Origin of the sequence: Pseudomonas nunensis, from assembly GCF_024296925.1 — a bacterium.
GTDB classification, from domain to species: Bacteria; Pseudomonadota; Gammaproteobacteria; order Pseudomonadales; family Pseudomonadaceae; genus Aquipseudomonas; species Aquipseudomonas nunensis.
In genome coordinates this window covers 779,731-798,870 of record NZ_CP101125.1, presented here as the reverse complement: position 1 = coordinate 798,870, position 19,140 = coordinate 779,731, and the positions used below count along the sequence as shown (strand labels likewise).

18 protein-coding genes and 2 pseudogenes are annotated in these 19,140 nt (G+C 60.2%); 5 read left to right on the top strand and 15 right to left on the bottom strand.

All coding sequences use genetic code 11. The features are described from left to right. Positions 1-116: 116 nt before the first annotated feature. The 5 genes and pseudogenes from NK667_RS03705 to NK667_RS03685 all read left to right on the top strand — a co-directional run. On the top strand, positions 117-770 hold the full coding sequence (locus NK667_RS03705) for an HD domain-containing protein (protein ID WP_054613874.1): 654 nt from the start codon (positions 117-119) through the stop codon (positions 768-770). A 113-nt stretch (positions 771-883) separates the two neighbouring features. Beyond that, a complete protein-coding gene (locus NK667_RS03700) occupies positions 884-2,086 on the top strand; it encodes an MFS transporter (RefSeq protein ID WP_054613873.1) in 1,203 nt (400 codons plus the stop codon). An 84-nt stretch (positions 2,087-2,170) separates the two neighbouring features. After that, positions 2,171-2,506 (top strand): hypothetical protein, encoded by a 336-nt coding sequence (locus NK667_RS03695; protein ID WP_054613872.1) that lies wholly within the window; start codon positions 2,171-2,173, stop codon positions 2,504-2,506. Between the two features lie 53 nt (positions 2,507-2,559). After that, positions 2,560-2,813: pseudogene (locus NK667_RS03690) on the top strand (hypothetical protein). Positions 2,814-2,906: 93 nt separating this feature from the next. After that, positions 2,907-2,969 (top strand): annotated as a pseudogene (locus NK667_RS03685) (termination factor Rho); the annotation flags it as partial. A 171-nt stretch (positions 2,970-3,140) separates the two neighbouring features. On the opposite strand, the gene NK667_RS03680 reads toward NK667_RS03685, so the two are convergent. From NK667_RS03680 to NK667_RS03610, 15 genes are all read right to left on the bottom strand, one after another. Then, positions 3,141-4,112, bottom strand: a complete 972-nt coding sequence (locus NK667_RS03680; RefSeq protein WP_054613871.1) for a DUF3829 domain-containing protein — start codon at positions 4,110-4,112, stop codon at positions 3,141-3,143. Between the two features lie 323 nt (positions 4,113-4,435). Continuing rightward, positions 4,436-5,365, bottom strand: coding sequence for a PfkB family carbohydrate kinase (locus tag NK667_RS03675; RefSeq protein WP_054614072.1), 930 nt, complete (start codon positions 5,363-5,365; stop codon positions 4,436-4,438). Beyond that, positions 5,358-6,824 (bottom strand): purine-cytosine permease family protein, encoded by a 1,467-nt coding sequence (locus NK667_RS03670; RefSeq protein ID WP_054613870.1) that lies wholly within the window; start codon positions 6,822-6,824, stop codon positions 5,358-5,360. Before NK667_RS03670 ends, NK667_RS03675 begins: the two co-directional genes overlap by 8 nt. Before the next feature lie 222 nt (positions 6,825-7,046). Continuing rightward, on the bottom strand, positions 7,047-8,045 hold the full coding sequence (locus NK667_RS03665) for an ADP-ribosylglycohydrolase family protein (protein ID WP_054613869.1): 999 nt from the start codon (positions 8,043-8,045) through the stop codon (positions 7,047-7,049). Further along, positions 8,042-8,755, bottom strand: a complete 714-nt coding sequence (locus tag NK667_RS03660; protein ID WP_054051805.1) for a GntR family transcriptional regulator — start codon at positions 8,753-8,755, stop codon at positions 8,042-8,044. The genes NK667_RS03665 and NK667_RS03660 overlap by 4 nt, the downstream gene beginning before the upstream one ends. A 225-nt stretch (positions 8,756-8,980) precedes the next feature. Then, positions 8,981-9,949 (bottom strand): L-arabinose ABC transporter permease AraH, encoded by a 969-nt coding sequence (gene araH / locus NK667_RS03655; protein ID WP_054052214.1) that lies wholly within the window; start codon positions 9,947-9,949, stop codon positions 8,981-8,983. A 12-nt stretch (positions 9,950-9,961) separates the two neighbouring features. Beyond that, on the bottom strand, positions 9,962-11,503 hold the full coding sequence (gene araG / locus NK667_RS03650) for an L-arabinose ABC transporter ATP-binding protein AraG (RefSeq protein ID WP_054051803.1): 1,542 nt from the start codon (positions 11,501-11,503) through the stop codon (positions 9,962-9,964). A 64-nt stretch (positions 11,504-11,567) separates the two neighbouring features. Further along, entirely contained in the window at positions 11,568-12,572 is a 1,005-nt protein-coding gene (locus NK667_RS03645) for a substrate-binding domain-containing protein (RefSeq protein WP_054051801.1), read from the bottom strand. 130 nt (positions 12,573-12,702) lie between these two features. Further along, the gene (locus NK667_RS03640; protein WP_054613868.1) at positions 12,703-13,521 is read right to left on the bottom strand and encodes an SDR family oxidoreductase; all 819 of its coding nucleotides are present in this window, start codon (positions 13,519-13,521) and stop codon (positions 12,703-12,705) included. Between the two features lie 198 nt (positions 13,522-13,719). After that, positions 13,720-14,595: an SMP-30/gluconolactonase/LRE family protein gene (locus NK667_RS03635; protein WP_054613867.1), complete on the bottom strand. Its 876-nt coding sequence runs from the start codon at positions 14,593-14,595 to the stop codon at positions 13,720-13,722. Positions 14,596-14,727: 132 nt separating this feature from the next. Next, positions 14,728-15,444: a FadR/GntR family transcriptional regulator gene (locus NK667_RS03630; protein ID WP_054052212.1), complete on the bottom strand. Its 717-nt coding sequence runs from the start codon at positions 15,442-15,444 to the stop codon at positions 14,728-14,730. Between the two features lie 209 nt (positions 15,445-15,653). Beyond that, positions 15,654-16,214, bottom strand: coding sequence for a DUF1285 domain-containing protein (locus NK667_RS03625; RefSeq protein WP_054051795.1), 561 nt, complete (start codon positions 16,212-16,214; stop codon positions 15,654-15,656). A gap of 16 nt (positions 16,215-16,230) precedes the next feature. Beyond that, the gene (locus NK667_RS03620; protein WP_054613866.1) at positions 16,231-16,836 is read right to left on the bottom strand and encodes a DUF4823 domain-containing protein; all 606 of its coding nucleotides are present in this window, start codon (positions 16,834-16,836) and stop codon (positions 16,231-16,233) included. Positions 16,837-17,028: 192 nt separating this feature from the next. Beyond that, positions 17,029-17,997 (bottom strand): GTP 3',8-cyclase MoaA, encoded by a 969-nt coding sequence (locus tag NK667_RS03615; RefSeq protein ID WP_054613865.1) that lies wholly within the window; start codon positions 17,995-17,997, stop codon positions 17,029-17,031. A gap of 140 nt (positions 17,998-18,137) precedes the next feature. After that, positions 18,138-18,776, bottom strand: coding sequence for a TetR/AcrR family transcriptional regulator (locus tag NK667_RS03610; RefSeq protein WP_008152317.1), 639 nt, complete (start codon positions 18,774-18,776; stop codon positions 18,138-18,140). Between the last annotated feature and the right edge of the window lie 364 nt (positions 18,777-19,140).

Genomic DNA, 19,140 nt, shown 5'->3' with positions numbered 1-19,140 from the left:
GGAGCGGGCTTGCTCGCGAAGGCGGTTAGTCAGCCAGCAACGATATCGACTGACACGCCGCCTTCGCGAGCAAGCCCGCTCCCACATTTGGACTGTGCACGACACAAAGGATGTTTATGACCACCACCGCTTTCGCCCCACTGCAACCTCTCGCCGAAACCCTGCTGCCCCACGCACTGGAACCCTCGGAAGACGGCGCCCACGACCTGTCGCACTTGCAGCGGGTGTGGCACAACGTGCGCACGCTTCAGGCGCAAGAAGGCGGAGATCTGGAGGTGCTGCTGGCGGCGGTGCTGTTACATGACTGCGTGGCGGTGGAAAAGAACTCGCCGCTGCGTTCCCAAGCCTCAAGACTGGCGGCGGACAAAGCGGCAATACTGCTGACGTCGCAGGATTGGCCCGACGCAAAAATCGCCGCCGTCGTCCACGCCATCGAAGCCCACAGTTTTTCCGCCAACATCACTCCGACCACCCTCGAAGCCCGGATCCTGCAGGACGCCGACCGTCTCGACTCCCTTGGCATGCTTGGCGTCGCGCGAACCTTCTACATCGCCGGGCGCATGGGCAGTGCGCTGTACGACCCGCAGGACCCGGAAGCCAAGGCCCGCGACTATGACGACAAGCGCTTCTGTCTCGACCATTTCCAGACCAAGCTGCTGCACCTGGCGGACGGTTTCCAGACCGCCACGGGCCAAAACTTGGCACAGATTCGCCATCAACGGCTCAAGGGCTTCATGGAGTTGTTCAAGGAAGAAATCGGCGTTGGCTGAAAGCCCTTACTCCGCTCAGCACTAACCCTGGAATCGACAACCTCGGACCTAACGGCGACGCCTCCCATGGTAGATAGATAAACCGCACGTCTATCGGGTCAAGGAACCGCCTCATGTCTACCGCGCCGCCCCAAGTCCCGAGCAAGTTGTTCGGCCTGTTTTGCCTCGCCAGTTATCTGCTGTCGCTGTCCTACGGCTCGACGTTTTTGCTCTCGCTGTTGATCGGTTCGCGAGGCGGCAACGAGCATGACGCAGGCAGTGTGATTTCCGCAGCGATGCTCAGCACCTTTGCGGCGGTAGTCGTCTCCGGGCACCTGTCAGACGTGCTCGGAGCGGCCCGTTCCATCGCGCTGTTCGGCATTTTGCTGGTGGCCGCGAGCCTGGGTTTTGCGCTGACGCCGGGCTTCGGCAATCTGCTGTTGTTTTTCGGGCTGCTGCTGGGCTTGGGTTGGGGAGTGTTCTACACCCTGGGACCGATCATCGTGGCGAGCCTGGTGACGCCGGCCCAACGGGCCAAATACTTTGCGCTGCTGTCGGGCAGCATGATGACCGGCATTGGCAGCGGTCCATTGCTGGGGCGCGCCGCCAGCGCCTTGGGCTATCCGGTGACGGCGGCGTTTTACCTGGCGGCATTGGCGAGTCTGATCGGCGTTTTACTGTTCTGGCGGCTGGATTCGCAACTCAAACAGGCACACACGAACTCGACGGCCATCTCGCGAATTTCCTGGCGCGCAACGGCCCAAGTGCTGTCGTCCAAAGCGCTGTTCCCGATCATCATGGTCGGCCTCGGCGGCTGCGTGTTCGGCGGGTTGTCGAGTTTCCAGACCAGCTACGCCGCATCCCGCTCACTGGATTACTCGCTGTTTTTCTTCGGCTTCATGGGCGCGGCCATTAGCAGCCGGATGCTGATCTCCAGCTTCGTAGTCAAGCGCGATCCGTTCCGCGCGTCCTGCCTGCTCTCAGGGCTGATGATGGGCTCGATCATGATGTTCAGCTTCATGGTCGACAGCAGCTTCACCTATCTACTCGCGGCGATCATGCTCGGCGTCGGCTACGGCCTGACGTATTCGGTGATCAACGGCCTGGCGGCGAACGAAGCGCCGAGCGGTACCACGGCGCAAGCCTTGCTGCTGTTTAGCCTGTCTTACTTTATTGGTGTGTTCGGTTTCCCGCTGCTGGCCGGGAAGATCATCGTCGAATACGGGATGGCGACATTATTGTTTACAGTTTTGCTGATCGCCGCGTTGAACTGGTTTATCACCGTGGGCCGGCTGGTCTGGCGCAAAGCCATCGCCAAAAACCTGCAACAGGCCTGAACCGTTCGTCGTTAATCAGGCACCAATCCAAATCGGTGGCGGACCAATATCAGGTAAGGACTCTAATAATCTGGAGACGACACCATGATCATGTCCCGCCTGACGACTCTCGCTCTCGCTGCCCTGCTGTCCACCTCGGCCCTCGCCGCCACTACGGCGACCGGCACCGGCACGACCGACCCGGTCGAAAAACCCAAGGCCCCTGCCATCCAGAGTGCTCCCGGCATGAACACCAACGGCTCGGGCATCGACAGCAGTCTGCCGCCTGCCACCGGCACCGATCCACGGTTGCAAGGCAGTGACACTGGCCGTCAGGGCGGGATGAATACGCCGGACAACCAGACACCCGATAACGCCGGCAGCGGCACGAGCTCGAAAACCACCACCGGTGGTTCTGGCTCCGAAGGTGCCGGTAAATAGTTCGCCCACGCGAGCGACGCAACACCCTATCCACATCCATGAAAGAGGTAACCATGAACGTCGATAAAAACCTGGAACATGAAGTCCTGACCCGCCTGTTGCACGCCCACCCAAGTGGTTTGGGCAAGGAGGTCCTGGACAATTACCGGGGGAGAAAGTCGTGGCCAGTACCCTCGCCGCTTTGCAGGATCGCGGGTTGATCCAGCATGGCCATGTCAGTTGCAACGAGGCCGGCGAGCATTCGCTGAACCTGCCGATAAAACTCAGCGCGGCGGGGGTTGAAGCGGCGCGTAAGCTGGACGTTTAACCGCAGCAAGATCAAAGGATCGCAGCCTTCGGATGCACGCCATGCATCGCAGGCTGCGATCCTTTTTACATTCGTGAAGCCAAGAGAAATCCCATGCCTCGTGGAAGCAAAGACAAATACACCGCCGAGCAAAAGCGCAAGGCCGAGCACATCGAAGCAGGCGTTGATTGAGGCGTTGCGCAAGGCGGGTTAGCGCTCGGGGCTTGTGTTGAATTTGAGGGACCCTTCGCGGGCAAGCCTCGCTCCTACAGGGGGTTGCGTAAACCTGTAGGAGCGAGGCTTGCCCGCGAAGACGTCAGATCAGACACCAGATGTCTTGAGACCTGCTCAGCACAGCGGGTGATTGAACCGGTCAATCACGTTCGAGTATTTGCTGTTGTAGCGGTTAGCCGAGTTAACGATGTTCGAGCTGCTCATGCGCGCCATGATGCCGGTTTCTTCACGCTTGAACACGCCGTCCTTGATGTCTTTGACCAGCGAGCGGGACTGCCCCAGGAAATCATTGATCTCCAGCATGCCGCCGTTGCAGCTCTTGCCGGACTTGGCCGATTGCTCGGTGACTTTCTTGTCCCAACCCGCCGCGGCATACGCGACCTGCGCCAGGGACTTTTCGAAAGCGTCGAGTGCTTTTGGGTCATTCGGTGCGGCGAACAATACGTTCGCATCGGCATTGTTGACTTTGCCGTAGTAGATCACCCCGGCGCGATAGTAAGCCGCGGTGTCTTTCGGCGCCTTGTCGAACGCCTCTTTGGTCAGCGCCTGATCGCGATCGCTCAGCCCTTTGTAGAACGCCTGTTCTTTCTGTGCGACCAAGGTCAGCGCAGCCACGTAATCCTTGCTCAACTGACGCGCCTTGTCGCCATTGTCGGCCAGGTAACCTTTGGAGTTGGCGTAGTTGTTCAGCTCGTGGCTCAACGGGGACAACACTTTGAGCGCAGCGGAAAAGTCCTTGGCGGCGGCATCGATTTCGACAATCGGGGTATCGATGGCAGCAGCGGCATCCAGCTGCTTCGCCGAGCGATCCACGAGGATGTCATTCTCGATGCGCATCGAGGTCGGCGCTTCCTTACCCTGCAACAGCGGCATCTGTTGCGTCACATAGTTTTCCCGGGCTTCCTGGAAAGACGTGGTCAGGCTGTTGGCAACATCGACGTACTGGTTGTATTTCTCGATCTGCTGCTGTTCAGCGGCGCTTTGGCTCGGCTGGGCACTGGCGGCTGTGTCGGGCTTGTCGCCACAACCAGCGAGCATCGCAGAGGCGGCGACCAGGGTCGCGCCAATCATCATCCGGTAATTCATTTTTGATCTTCCATAAAAAAAGCGCGGCGGGCCATGCATGGCGTGCCGAGGGGTGTTCAACGGGAGGTTTTGCAACGAGGGACTCTCTCCTTGAGCGTACGAAACTGGCCTGACAGGTTGTCAGACGCTTCCCCTTCCTGGGGCGCGCATTGTGCGAATTTTCACACCGGATAGCAAACGGGGGTGCCAAATTACCTGGGGCGATGACGTACCTGTGGCGAGGGAGCTTGCTCCCGCTGGGGCGCAAAGCGGCCCTAAAAATGGGCCTGCTGCGCAGTCCAGCGGGAGCAAGCTCCCTCGCCACAGGTTGCGTCAGCGGCTGGTCAGCCGCCGAACGTCTCGCGAATTAACGCATCCACCTCAGCCGTCCCCGGCGAAGTCGCCGGCCCCCACCGAGTGACCGCCAATGCAGCCGCCGCATTCGCCCGCCGCGCCGCCTCAATCACCGGCAGCCCTTGCGCCAACCCGGCCACAAACACTCCGGCGTGCGCATCCCCGGCGCCATTGCTGTCCACCGCTTCAACCTTGAAACCCGGTACATGCTGACGCTCGCCATGCTGGCTGATCCAGCAACCCTGCGGCCCATCGCGAACCACCATCAACACATCGGCCGGCAGATGCTCGACCAACCGATCCAGCGCCTCGGCAATGTCCGACGCCCCGGTAAACCGCAGCGCCTCGACACCGTTGCTGGTCCACACATCAATCCGCGCCAGCAGCGCTTTCATCAACGGCTCATCCGGTGAATCCACCAACGGGCCCGGATCGAAAATCACGTTGATCCCTTTCGGCAACGCCAGCACCCAGTCCACCAGCGCCTGAGCTTTACCGACATGCAACAGGCTGTAGCCGCTGACGTAGACATAGTCACCCGCCTCGGCCGGCGCACTCCCCAGGTCTTCAGCGCTGACTTCACCTTCAGCGCCGATGTAGGAAATGAAACTGCGTTCGGCCGAAGCGTCAGTCACGGCGACACACAAACCCGTGTCGCGCTCGGCTTTGTGGCCGATGCCGATTCGGATGCCTTCAGCCTTCATCGCTTCTCGGGCCAAATCCCCGAAACGGCCGGTGCCATGGCGGCCGAGATAGACCACCGACAAACCATTACGCTGGGCGGCAGCCATTACATTGAAGCCACCGCCGGCCTCGAAACTGGCGGATTGCGCCAGTACGTCGCCGCCGGCCTGGGGCAGTTTGTCCACGGCCATGACCAGGTCGATGATGACCTGGCCGGTATGCAACATCTTAGGCATGAGCATTCTCGATCATTGCAGCACGACGATCCTTGGCCCCGCCGAGTACAAAGTAAATCCCGCCGGCTACCAGGAAGGTCACGATCCAGCCGAGGCCGTTATGCCCCAGATACGAGTCGGACAGGAAGCCGCGGAACCAGATGTTTTCAGCCGTGGTGCCGATGGTGGTGAAGCTGAAACCCAGCACGATCGCGAACGCCCACGCGCCGAAAGCTCGCCATTCGACACCGCCGCGATACCAATAGGCGCTGCTCGGGCTGACGTCCAGCAAGTCTTTGGGGCTGTAGTAATGACGATGAATCAAGTCGACCACGAAGATCCCGACCCACGCAGTGATCGGCACCGCCAGCAGGGAAATGAAGGTGATGAACGGGCCGTAGAAGCTGTCGGCAATCAGCATGAAGTAGATCGAACCAGCGAAGATCGCGACGATATCGACCACCACCGCGTAGACCCGAGGGACCTTCAAACCGAGGGTCAACGTGGTCAAACCGGCGGAATACACCGACAGGTTATTCGACAGCAGCAGCCCGCCGAATGCAGTGATCAGGTACGGCACGGCCATCCAGGTCGGCAGCATGTCGCGGATCGCGATGATCGGGTCAGTGGCCTGGGCCAGGTCGTTGTTGCCCACCGACAGCAGGCCACCGAGGGTGATCAGCAGCACCAACGGAATCCCCGCACCGAATGCGGCCGAGGCTACCAGGCGCACGGCTTTGACGCTCTTGTGCTGGTAGCGCGACATGTCGGCACCGGCGTTGGCCCAGCCGATCCCGGTGCCGGCAGCCATGGTGCCGACGCCGATGATCATGGCGCTCAGCGGTGCCGGCGTGGCGTTGAACACCGCGCTCCAGTCGATGGTGGCGCACAGGAAGCCGCCGACCAGGATGTTCAGCGCGCCGAACACGTAGGTCGCCCACTTCTGGATCACCAGCAACGTGGCGTGGCCGAGGCCGGACACCGACAGGGTCAGCAGGACGAAAATCGCGATGAAGATCAGCGTCAAGACGGGAGCGCTTTTCGCTTCCACAGGCGAGCCGAACAGGATCGAGCACAACGACAGCAACACGAACGCGGCGGTGGTGGTGTTGACGGTTTCCCAACCCAGGCGCGACATCAGCGAGACCACGGTCGGACCGATGTTGCCACGAACGCCGAAGATCGCTCGGGACAGGGTCAGGCTCGGTGCGCGACCACGCCGGCCGGCGATGGAGATGATCCCGACCACCGCGAACGAACCGGCAGCACCGAGGATCGCGACGATGATTGCCTGCCAGATTGCCAGGCCGCGAAAAGCCACGAGGGTCGCGCCCAACGGCAGGCCGAGGATCGAGATGTTGGCGGCGAACCAGACCCAGAACAGTTGCAGCGGATGCCCGTTGCACTCGCTTTCCGGGACCGGCTCGATGCCACGGGTTTCCAGTTGCCCGGCGCTTGGCCCGGCGTTCGATGAACTCATGATGGATGCTCCTGTTGCCATTGTTTTGGTTGTGGGCAGTTTCGGAAGTCGACATAACATCCCGGCAGTCCTGGCCGTATTCGTGCTTTCCGTTGCAGGTGAAAAATTCAGGTCGGCGGTGCGCCTATCGCGAGCAAGCTCGCTCCCACAGGTACAGCGTGTACCTGAAGGCTTGCACTATCCCTTGTGGGAGCGAGCTTGCTCGCGATGGGGCCCGTCCGATCAGCGCAGAGCCAACAGCCCCTGCACAAGGGGTTCCAGCTCCAGACCATTCACGGTTTTGACCTTTTCGATCATCGCTGCCGGCCAGCTCTCCAGCCCCAGGCAAGCCCCGAGCATCGCGCCGAGAATTGCCGCGATGGTGTCGGTGTCGCCACCCAGGCTCGCGGCCATGCACACGGCGTCGAAGGCGCTCATCTCACCGATGGCCACTTGCTGGGCCAGGGCAAACGACACCACCACCGACTCCTGCGAGGCTACCGACGTGCCGATCACGTCGTAGAGCAAGTCGGCCAGCAAGGCCTTGTCGCTGTCGATGCTGATGGTCCGCGCCCAACTGATCCGCGAGGCGATGCGGCCACCCGCGACCCAGTGGCCATGGCTTTCCGCTTGCTGGGCGATTTGCATGCCCAGGTTCAAAGCCTCGCCGAGGTCCATGCCGTTGATGCCGGCCGAAACCACTGCCGCCACCGCCGCCGCGCTGGAAATCCCCAGCGTGGTGTTGTGAGTAACCTGGCAGGCCTGCACTACTGCCGTGATGAAGCGTTCCGGATCGGCGACATCCGCCGCGATCCCGACTGGCGTAATACGCATCGCCGCGCCATTGGTGGTGCCGTAGCGCCCCGCTTCTTCCGGCGAATGACCGGCGAGGATCATCTCGATCGCGCGTTTGGTCGATGGGCCGAGCAAATCCTGCGAGCCCTTGGCCTGCATCTCGGCTTCCCATTCGATCAGCCGTTGAGCGAGCATCGAAGGCTCGATCCAGCCTTCGCCTTCGATCAGCAACTGACCGACCAGGATCGCCTGTTCAGTGTCGTCGGTGATCGAGCCCTTGGGCATGTTGGCGGCGATCGGTTGATCGGGGCCGGCATCTTCCAGGTCGGTGATTTCGCCGAAGCGCGCCTTGATCTCGGCACGGCTCAGGGATTGGGTCGGCATGCCCAGGGCGTCGCCCAGAGCCAGCCCATAGAACGCGCCCAAGGCACGATTGAGCGCGGTCACTTTGACTCTCCAAATTGCAGGTGCAGACGGAAATGTACGGGGTCGAGCAAACTTTCGACCTGTTCCATGAACCGGCCCTGACGGTCGTACGTAGTGCGCAGAGCCTTGAGGAATACCGTGCCGAGCGGACGACCGAGCAATTCGGCATCCTCGGCGTTCAGCGGCTCGGCGCCGATCCACTGGTCACCGCGTTCGCCGATGTAACCGTAGGCGGCCAGGGTGATGGTCAACGAGTTATCGATCAGGCCCACTCGCGGCAGACTTTCCAGGGTGCCAGTGGCGGGAATCAGTGAGCGTTCAAGGGACACCAACGTGCCGTCATTGGCCCGGCGGCGACGGTCGAGAGTGATGAATTTGTCGGTGCCGAAGCGCGACAGCAGGTCAGGACGACTGATCGCCTCCAACCGCAGCACTTCGGTGTTGACCAGCGCCCCGCTGTCCGCGAGAGCCTGGGCCCAGCCGCTGCGCTGATCGAGCACCACGCCGTCGAAGGTGACGATTGAGCCGACTCCGCTTTGCGTGGCGATGTAGTTGCGCCTCTTCAGTTCGGCCAGGGCTTCACGCAGCGTGCCGCGGCTGACCTTGAATTCTTGAGCCAACTGATGCTCGCCCGGCAACAGAAAGCCGTCCTCCATGAGGCCGCTTTCGATGCGCCGGATGAGTTCGTCGACCACCCGTTGTTTCTTGTCAAATCGAACCTGTCTAATCATGTACAAAGTGATAACCGAAACAGGGTCGGGCGAGCAAGGGATATTTTTGGGGAGGTGACGGGAGGTGGCTAAGGCGATGCGCGGAATGGGAGGTGTCAGGTACAAAGCCTTCGCGGGCAAGCCTCGCTCCTACAGGTTAAATGTCAGCCGCAAAATTTGCGCACGACACACAACCCGTAGGAGCGAGGCTTGCCCGCGAAGGCGTCAGTCAGATCAACAAAAATCTCAGCGCTGCTTCAGACGGTCAATCACGACGGCCAGCAAGAGAATCGAACCGCGAATTACATACTGATAAAACGTATCGATGTTCTTCAGGTTCATCGCGTTCTCGATGATCGCCAGAATCAACACCCCGGCAATCACATGCCGGATCATGCCGATCCCGCCGCTCAGCGACACCCCACCCAACACACACGCCGAAATCACGGTCAGCTCAAAACCCTGGCCAATCATCGGTTGGCCCGAGGTCATGCGCGACGCCAGGATCACCCCGGCCAACGCGCCGATCAAACCATGCACGGCGAAGATGATGATCTTGGTCCGGTCCACGTTGACCCCGGCCAGCAACGCCGCTTCCTGGTTACCGCCGATGGCCATGGTGTTGCGGCCGTAGGTGGTGTAGTTCAGCAGCCAGCCGAAAAACAGGAAGCACACGATGGTGATCAGGATCGGCACCGGCACGCCGAACAACTGGCCATTGCCGAACACGAAGAACTGTTCCTGGGACACGCCCACCGCTTTGCCGTTGGCAAAAATGTACGCCAGGCCGCGCACGATCTGCATGGTCGCCAACGTGGTAATCAAGGCATTGACGCGTAACTTGGCGATCACGATCCCGTTGATCAACCCAACAATCAGCCCCATGAACAGCGCTGCCGCGACGCCGAGGAACACGCTGTCGGTGTCACGCATCACCACCGCCGCGACCACGCCGGCGCAAGCAATCACCGAACCCACCGACAAGTCGAAATGCCCGGACGCCAGGCAATACAACATGGTGCACGCGGCGATCCCGGTGGTGGAAATCGCCAGGCCCAGGCCGCGCATGTTCAGTGGCGAGAGGAAGTTGTCGATCAGCAAGGTGCAGGCGACGAAGATGGCGATGGCCGCCAGCAGCATGACCCAGTCATCAAGAAAACGCCGCAGGTCCAGGGGTTTGCGCTGGGTAGGCAGAGCGTTGTTTTGGATAGTCATCATAATTACCTCTCAATTCGCCACGCCGTCAGCGCGTTGGCGCGGCAAAGCCAGTTGCAGCAGGTTGGATTCATTGGCCTCGTCGCGGGACAGCTCGCCGCGCATCGCGCCTTCGCACAGCACCAGGATGCGGTCGGAAATGCCCATGACTTCCATCAAGTCGCTGGACACCACGATCACCGCAATGCCACTGGCCGCGAGGTTATGGATGATCTGGTAGATCTCGGCTTTGGCGCCGATATCGATGCCGCGAGTCGGTTCGTCGAGCAGCAGGACTTTCATCGGCATCGACAGCCAGCGACCGAGAATCGCCTTCTGCTGATTGCCACCAGACAGGTACATGATTTTCTGCGACGCGCTCGGCGTCTTCACTTTCAGCGCGGCGATCTGCTTGTCGGCGTTGCCCTTTTCCCACAGGCCACGCAACAGGCAACCGAAGGTGGAATGGGACTTGCGCGCGCTGATGTTGATGTTCTCGGCGACGCTGGAGAGCGGCATGATGCCCTCCTTCTTGCGGTCCTCGGGGCACAGCAGAACCCCGGCGGCTATCGCATCGCGCGGTGAGCGCAGTTTCAGTTCATGGCCGCGCAGCTCCAGGCGTCCGGCGGTGTTGCGGGTCAGGCCGCTGAGCATGCGAAACAGCTCGGTGCGCCCTGCCCCGACCAAACCGAACAGCCCGAGGATTTCGCCTTTGTGCACCTCGAAACTCACCGGCTCACGCAGGCCAGGCCCGAGCAAACCGTCGACCTTCAGCGCCACCGCACCGCGCTGACGCGGGCGGTAATCATAGATGTCCTGGATATCGCGACCGACCATGCAGGTCACTAGCTGGTCGTGGGTCAGTTCACTCATGTTCTCGAAGGTGCGCACGAAGCGGCCATCCTTGAACACGGTCACCGCGTTGCAGATGCGGAACACTTCTTCCATGCGATGGGAAACGTAGAGCACCACTTTGCCTTCATCCCGCAAGCGACCGATGATCGCCATCAAGCGATCGATCTCCCGGGCCGAGAGGCTGCTGGTCGGTTCGTCGAACGCAATCACATGCGCACCACGGGACAACGCCTTGGCGATTTCCACCAATTGCCGCTGACCGAGGGACAGGCGCCCGACTTTCTCTTGCGGATCGATTTCATCCGCCAGGCCCTTGAGGCAGGCCAACGCTTGCTGGCGCAACGTGCTGCGATTGATCAGGCCGAAACTGGCCGGCAGGTGCCCAAGGAACAGGTTCTCCGCGACGGTCATTTCCGGGACCAGATGCAGCTCCTGGTGGATCACTGCGACGCGGCTTGCGATGCTGTCGGCAGTGGACTTGAAGGCCATCGTCCGCTCGCCGATCTGCAGGTCGCCGCTGCTCGGAATGTAGGCGCCGCCGAGGATTTTCAGCAACGTCGATTTGCCGGCGCCGTTCTCGCCCATCAAGGCATGCACCTGCCCCGGATGCGCGACGAAGCTGATGCCGTCCAGCGCCTTCACCCCGGGAAAGGTCTTGCCGATCCCGTTGAAGCGCAAGCTGCCGCCGACGTGTTCTTGTGTTTGTGTTTGCGCTTGCATAACCACCTCATCACACAGATCAGGCAGCCCCGTCGCCAGGGCCGCCGATGAAATCAACCGGCCTTCAATTCCACAGGCCGATCTTTTCCAGTTCCTGCTTGAAGTTCTCGCGAGTGATCAGCGTCACGTCATCCATGGCGGTGTATTTCGGCGGTTCTTTGCCGGTGGTGACCCACTCGTACATCATCGCGGCGGTGTTGTAGCCTTCGATGTGCGGGCTTGGCAGCATCGAGCCGAAGAAGCCGCTGTTAGGCTTTTTCAGTTCGCCGATGGCGTCGGTGCCGTTGATGCCGATGCCGATCACGTTGGCGGCGGTAAACCCGGCGCTTTCGGTGGCGCGCACGCCGCCCAGCACAGTGTTGTCGTTCATGCCGCCGATGATCAGGTTTTTCGCGCCGCTTGGCAGTTTCACCAGGGCCGAGTTGGTGGCGTCCATGCTGCCCGGTACGTCGAGGGTTTTCTGTGCGGTGAAGAGGATGTGGTCTTTAGGGAAACCGGCATCTTCCAAGGCCTTGGCCGAACCGTCGGTGCGTTTCTTGCCGGTGTCGAGTTCGTTGAAGGTGTTGATCACGGCGTAGGTTTCTTTCCAGTCCCAGCCGCGTTTTTTTGCTTCGGTGGCCATGGCGGTGCCCTGTTTCTGGCCGACTTCAAACGCGGCCATGCCGAGGTACGGCACGTCTTCCATGAACTTGCCGTTGGCATCGACGAAACGGTCATCGACAGTCATCACTTTCAAGCCGTTGGCCTTGGCTTTGGCGACGATGGCTGGGCCGAGGCCGACGTCTGGCGGGCAAATCACAAAGCCTTTGGCACCGTTGGCCGCCAGGCTGTCGATGGCCGAGAGGGTTTTCTCGCCATCGGGCACAGCGATCTTGATCACGGTGAAGCCTTTGTCCTTGCCGGCCTTTTCGGCGAAGGCCCATTCGGTCTGGAACCAGGGCTCTTCAGCCTGCTTGACCAGAAAACCGATTTTCACTTGCTCGGCCGCCAGCAGCGAACTGCTCAGGCTGACCGCCGTGACCGCCAAAGCGGCACAGCACAGGGAACGGATCCCAGGACGACGATTCATAAGCTGACTCCTTGTTATTTTTTTTGAGCGTTATTTTGAAAACCGATGCAGCGGTCAAGCGTGTAGCCAAAAGTCATATCGTATGATGATTGGATTTCGGACGGAGTTCCGCGTCTGAAACCCGATGTGCTCAGTCGTGGTACATGACCGAGCGCCCACCATCGATGGTGATGCATGACGCATTGATGAACGGCGCTTCATCACTGGCCAGGAAAACAGCCGTCATCGCCACTTCCATCGGCTGCCCGATGCGGCGCGGCGGATGCAGATCAAAGGCCCGCTGACGTTCGGCCTGGGGGTCGGCAAAACCGTTCCAGTAATCGACGTTCAGTTGGGTTTCGATGTAGCCCGGCGCGATGGCGTTGACGCGAACGCCCTTCGGCGCGTATTCGATGCCGAGGGCGCGGGTCAGGCCGAGCAAACCGTGCTTGGCCACCGGATACGGAAAGCAGCCGGGAATAATGTGGGAAGAATGGGTCGAGGCGATGTTGATGATGCTGCCGATGCCCTGCTCGATCATCTGCGGCAACACGGCCTTGCAGCCGAACCACGCGCCGTCGAGGTCAATAGCGAAGCAGCGGCGCCAGTCTTCCTCGGTCATTTCCAGAGGATCACAGAACACATTGACCCCCGCGCAGTTGACCAGCACGTCGATGCGGCCGTGGCGTTCGACGGCCAATCTGGCCATGGCGTGCAGGTCTTGCTGGTTCGATACATCAGCCTTGATCGCTTGCACGTCAAAACCTTTGTCGCGCCAGTGGGCCGCGACTTTCTCGACTTTTTCGCCCTGGATGTCGCTGATGATCAGCCTGGCTTGCTGGCAGGCAAACGTCGCAACGATGGCTTCGCCGATACCTTGAGCCGCGCCGGTGAGCAGCACGACTTTGTTTTTTAGTCGTTCGCCCTTCGGCGGCTCGGGCACGGGAGGCAGGGAAAGAGGCTCAGCCATGAATCCCGGCTCCCTTTTTCAGGCACGACAAAAACCGGGCATCTGTCGATGTCCGGTCGAAAAACTGCTTAGAAAATCCCTGCATCACTTCACCTGTTTTGTTTTTTTAAGTGTGAGTGCGTGTAACTGATGGAGCCGACTATAAACCCGACCGCCAAATAATCTCAATATATAATTTTACATCCCATATTTTGGGATTTATCCAGCAAATCTCGTACAGGTTTTTCCGGGCACATCGAACCGAATCGACAGCACCGCGCCGTCCAGTGGATGGTTGAGCGGACTGGCGGCGCTGGTGATGTACAGGGTTTGCAGGTCTTCGCCACCGAACACGCAACTGGTGGGGCGGCTGACCGGCAATTCGATTACCCGATCAACCTGGCCTTCGGGGCTGATTCGAAGCAGACAACTGCCGTCCCACCGGGCGTTCCACAGATAGCCCTGCGCATCCATCGCCGAACCGTCGGGGCCGCCGCGTTCGTGGGGGCCGAACCAGACCTGGGCCGGGTCGAGGCTACCGTCGGTGCGGATGAAGTGCTGATAGAGCGTGCGGTCGAGGCTGTCAGCGAAGTACAGGCGGGTCGAGTCGTCGCTCCACAACAGGGTGTTGGGAATGCCCAGCCCCCGCAGCAGCGGCGTGACCCTCGCATCGCGATCAATGCGGAACAGGCCACCGGAGCGGCGCACGATCGGCAAGTCTTCGCCGTTCTCGCCGATGTTGTTCTGCATGGTCCCGAGCCAGAGCCGACCTTGCGCATCGCAACGGGCTTCGTTGGGACGGTTGCCGGGTTGCGGATCGGCGACACAAAGCAAAGTCAGGCGCGGTTCGAGGCCGGGGGAATCCAGATCCAGCCGGTAGACGCCGCTGCTCATCGCCACCAAGGCATCGCCGCTTTCGCAGGGGATGAAGGCGGACACGTGCTCGGGCATCTGCCAGATCTGCACGTTGCTGCCGATCAGCCGCAGCGCTTGCTTGCCGGCGATGTCGACCCAGTAGAGCGCTTGGGTCGGCGCATCCCAGAACGGGCCTTCACCGAGCTGGGCGCGGTGTTCGGTCACGGCAGTCCACGTCATGAAACCTCCTGCTTTATTGCTTTTCTATGTAGGAGCGAGGCTTGGCCGCGAAGGCGATGGGTCTGTGACATCAGTGTTGAATGTGATGACGCCTTCGCGGGCAAGCCTCGCTCCTACAAGGGATTGGTGTGGTTAGCTGGCTTTTTTGTCAGCCATGACTTGTGGGTAGAAACGCTTGATAGCCAGATCGGCATTGTCGATCAGGGTCATGCAGGCCCACACACCCCGCGCGGCATCCCGGGCGGCGATGGCGTCGGCCATGTCTTTGTGGATCGGTAGCGTGCGGCGGAGTTCATCCGGGTCGGCGGCGGAGACTTCAAACGACACCGCCAGCAGCGCGCCGAGGGCCGGGACCATTTGTTCGATGAATTGATTGTGGCTGGCGGCGAGGATGCACTCGTGGAAAAACTGGTCGGCGAGGTTGTAGTCGATGCCGCTGTCCACGGCGCGCTCCAGTGCGTTGTAGGCTTGGAGGATCGCTTGCACCTGTTCGACGGTGGCGCGCTCACAGGCCCAGCGCACGGCCATGGGTTCGATGGTGCGGCGCAAGTCGAGCAAGTCGTCGACGAAGTTTTCCGGCAGGCCGCTGCGGGAGAGCCAACCAACGACTTGCGGATCAAACAGGTTCCAGCGCTTTATCGGCAGCACGCGTGTCCCGACCTTCGGCCCGACTTCGAGCATGCCTTTGGCGACCAGGGTCTTGATGGCTTCGCGAATCACCGTGCGACTGACCCCGAGCTGTTCGCCCAGGTCGGCTTCAACCTTGATGGTTTCGCCGGGCTTGACTTGGCCGGCGGCTATCCAGCCACCTAGCCAATCGACCGTCGACGCATGAAAACTGCTGGACATGAAAACCTCGAAGCAGGGACGGCAAAAAACCGTTCGCGATGGAGGCCCACGCTAATCATCATACGATTGAGTGTCAATTTGAATTTTGCGCGAAACACACAAAAACAATGTGGGAGCGGGCTTGCTCGCGAAAGCGGTGTGTCAGTTTATTTATATGCTGACTGACACGACGCCTTCGCGAGCAAGCCCGCTCCCACATTTGGATTTGCTTAGGGTTCAAGACCGATTGGGAAGAACTCCCCGCCACTCCAAACACCCAACCAGCGCTGCCCGTCGATCTCACGACTCACCGCCAGCTCCACCAATTGGTAGAACACATTGCGGTGGATCAGCGCTTCAAGGTTGGTCCGAACGTGCACGTACGGCGCAGGTTCCTGGGTCACGGGATCAATCATCACGCGAATGGGATGTTCGGTGCCCGCCTCGGCCGTCTCATCGACGTTGGTGGTGAAGCGCAGCAGTTGAGCTTCGCCCTCGCCTTCGACATCCACGGCAATCGCCACGAACGGCGCGTCATCGACCTTGATCCCGACTTTCTCGACCGGAGTAATCAGAAAGTAATCATCGCCGTCGCGGCGGATGATGGTGGAGAACAGCTTGACCATTGGCTTGCGCCCGATCGGCGTGCCCAGGTAGTACCAAGTGCCGTCCCGGGCGATGCGCATGTCGATGTCGCCGCAGAAGTCGGGGTTCCACAAGTGGACCGGTGGCAAGCCTTTGGTCTTGGGGATTTGCCCCAGTAGGTCGTTGGCTTTTTGCGGGCCACTCATGGCGATCTCCTTTGAATTACTGGTCGCTGAGCCCCAACAGGCTACGAGCGTATTGCTCCAGCGGCGGGCCCAGCAGGTCTTCTGGCTTGGTGTCGTGGAACGTCAGTAAACCGCCACGACTCTTGATCCGTGCAGTATCGATCAAATACTGGGTGCTGGTCTCGATCAACATGATTTGAATGACGCCGCTGTCGATACCGAGGCGATCCACGGCTTCCTGATCGAGCCATTCGTCCGAGTTACCGATGCGGTCGTCTGCCTTGGCAAACCGTGTGTAGAGCAGGTAATGCGCACCGGCGGCGCGGGCTTCGCCCATGGCCGCATCGAGGCCTTCCGGCGCACGGGCGCGGCGGACCATCGGGAAGTATTCGATAAAGCCGTCGAAGGCTTCTTCCGCCACCACGTTCGGGCGTGGATAAGCGCTGCCCGGCGGCGCGAAGGCACCTTGGGCGATATAGATAAAGGAGTCCGGCTGAATGCGGAAGTTATTCACGCGCTGACTGTTGCTGTGATCCAGCAGCCCCGCGTCGCTCATGTGGTAGCGAACACCTTCGCCCATGTCGCTGACATTCATGCAGCCACCAAGCGCCAAAACGGCCAGCAGCAAAACCAGGCTACGCATCCTACCCTCCAGAAGCCGGTGACGGAAAACCGGCGAATGGGCGTTGAATGCAGCTTCCGCGCCAGCTCTCTGGACTGCAGTGATTCAGAGGTTTTTTAAATGACCGGGAGATTGCTTTCGCGGGCAAGCCTCGCTCCTACAAGGATGAGTACAAAACCTGTAGGAGCGAGGCTTGCCCGCGAAGAGGCCCGATCAGCCGCCGATAATCTTCATGATGGTCGCCCCACCGGAGAACGCCACTTCCTGCTTGTCTCCCAACGCTTTCACCAGCAATCGCTGCAACGCCGGAAGCGCCTGATGACGCGGTTTGTCCAGCAGATCGCCGACATAGTGGCGATTGCTCGACGACAGGCAACCATGCAGCCAACCCGTGGACGACAGCCGCAGACGCGAACACGTCCGGCAGAACGGCACGCTTTCGTTGGCAATGACACCGAAGTAGCCCCGCCCCGGGATCTCATAGCGCACAGCCGTGGCATCCACCGGAGCGTTAGCTTGCAGGTACTCGTAGCTCTCGCCGATCAGGCTCAGCAACTGCTGAAGGCTGACGAACTGTTGCAGGAAGGCATTGTTGTCGCTGGCCAGGTGGCCCATGCGCATCAACTCAATAAAACGCAGCTCGTAGCCACGCTCCAGACAGTAATCGAGTAGCGGCATCACCTGATCGAGGTTCTGCCCACGCAACGGCACCATGTTGACCTTGATCTTGATGCCGGCCGCCGACGCCTGGTCCATGCCGTCGAGCACCGTCGCCAGATCGCCGCCACGGGCAATGCTGCGGAATGCGCTGGCGTCCAGGGTATCGAGGGAAACGTTGATGCGCCGGATACCGGCATCCACCAGCAGCGGCAGTTTTTTCGCCAGCAACTGGCCGTTGGTGGTCAGGCTGATGTCTTCCAGGCCCATCTTGCCGACGGCCATCATGAAAGCTTCGAGTTTGGGGCTGACCAGCGGCTCGCCGCCGGTGATGCGCAACCGCTCGATGCCGGCGGCTTCGATCAGATAAGCCACGCCGCGCGCCATGGCCTCGGCCGACAGTTCATCCTGCGCAGCGACCAGCCGCTTGCCGTTCGGCACGCAATAGGTACACGCGTAATTGCAGGCTGAGGTCAGGCTGATCCGCAAATTGCGAAAACGCCTGCCTTGACGGTCAACGATCATTGATCACTCCGGCAGAAGAAGTTTCGGGACCGCTAAAACTTGACTCACAAATCAAGTTTTAGCAATACCTAAGCCTGAGTATATTCCTGCGGTACTGCGCCATGTAGCTAAATAATGGCGCAATCAGCCGGCTGAATGGCTCAGCTGCTTGGCGTGTCGGTGTCGCGCTTGCGCTTGTTGCCCATGCGCACGCCGATGTCCATCAGGAACTGGAAGAAACCTTCCTGATCTTCCAGCACATTGCTCCAGAACGGCGAGTGATACAGCGCCACGGCGCCATGCACCAACGCCCAGGACGCGCAGTAGTGGAAGTATGGCGGCACGTCTTCGAGCTTGCCTTCGCTGATCCGGCCCTTGATCAGCAGGGTCAGGCGTTCGAAGTTCGAGGCACGGATCTTGTGCAGCTCCTCGACCATCTCCGGCACCTGGTTGCCCTTTACCACCTTTTCTTCCAGGCGATCGAACAAGCGATAGCGTTGCGGATCGCGCATGCGGAATTCGAAGTAGGCCCGGGACAGGGCTTCCTTGTCCTTGTCGACATCGGCGGAATGCAACAGCTCGTTCAAATCGCGCTCGTAATCGAGCATCAGGCGCAGATAGATCTCGGCCTTGGATTTGAAGTGCTTGTAGATCGTGCCTTTGCCGATACCGACGGCATCAGCAATCATCTCGACGGTGACACTGTCTTCACCTTGGTCGAGGAACAGCTTGAGCGCGGTATCGAGAATTTCTTGCTCGCGGCGACGAAACTCACGGACCTTACGAGGTTCTTTATGCATAAGAAAAGGTCTGTAGGGGTCAAAATTCGAAGCCGCGTATTATGCCTAACTTGCGCCAAAATGCACGGATCATCCGAGCATATCTGTGTTTCTTGATGATTTCACGCAAGGTCGCCGGTTGATGAGAACTCTTCCGAAGCGGCCGTATTCCAAAATTGTTTAAAAACCGGGGCGGCTAAACTGGCGTCGACGCAATACTGATCAATACTTGAACTGTCGGCGAGGCATCTCCCCCAAGTGCCGCGTCGATATAGGTACCAACGGACCGCGTGCCTTTGTTTTACTCCTAATGGTCTTAACCCGGATTCACCCCCCAGAACCCGGGTTTTTTTTGCCTGCGATTCAGCCTTGTGGGAGCGGGCTC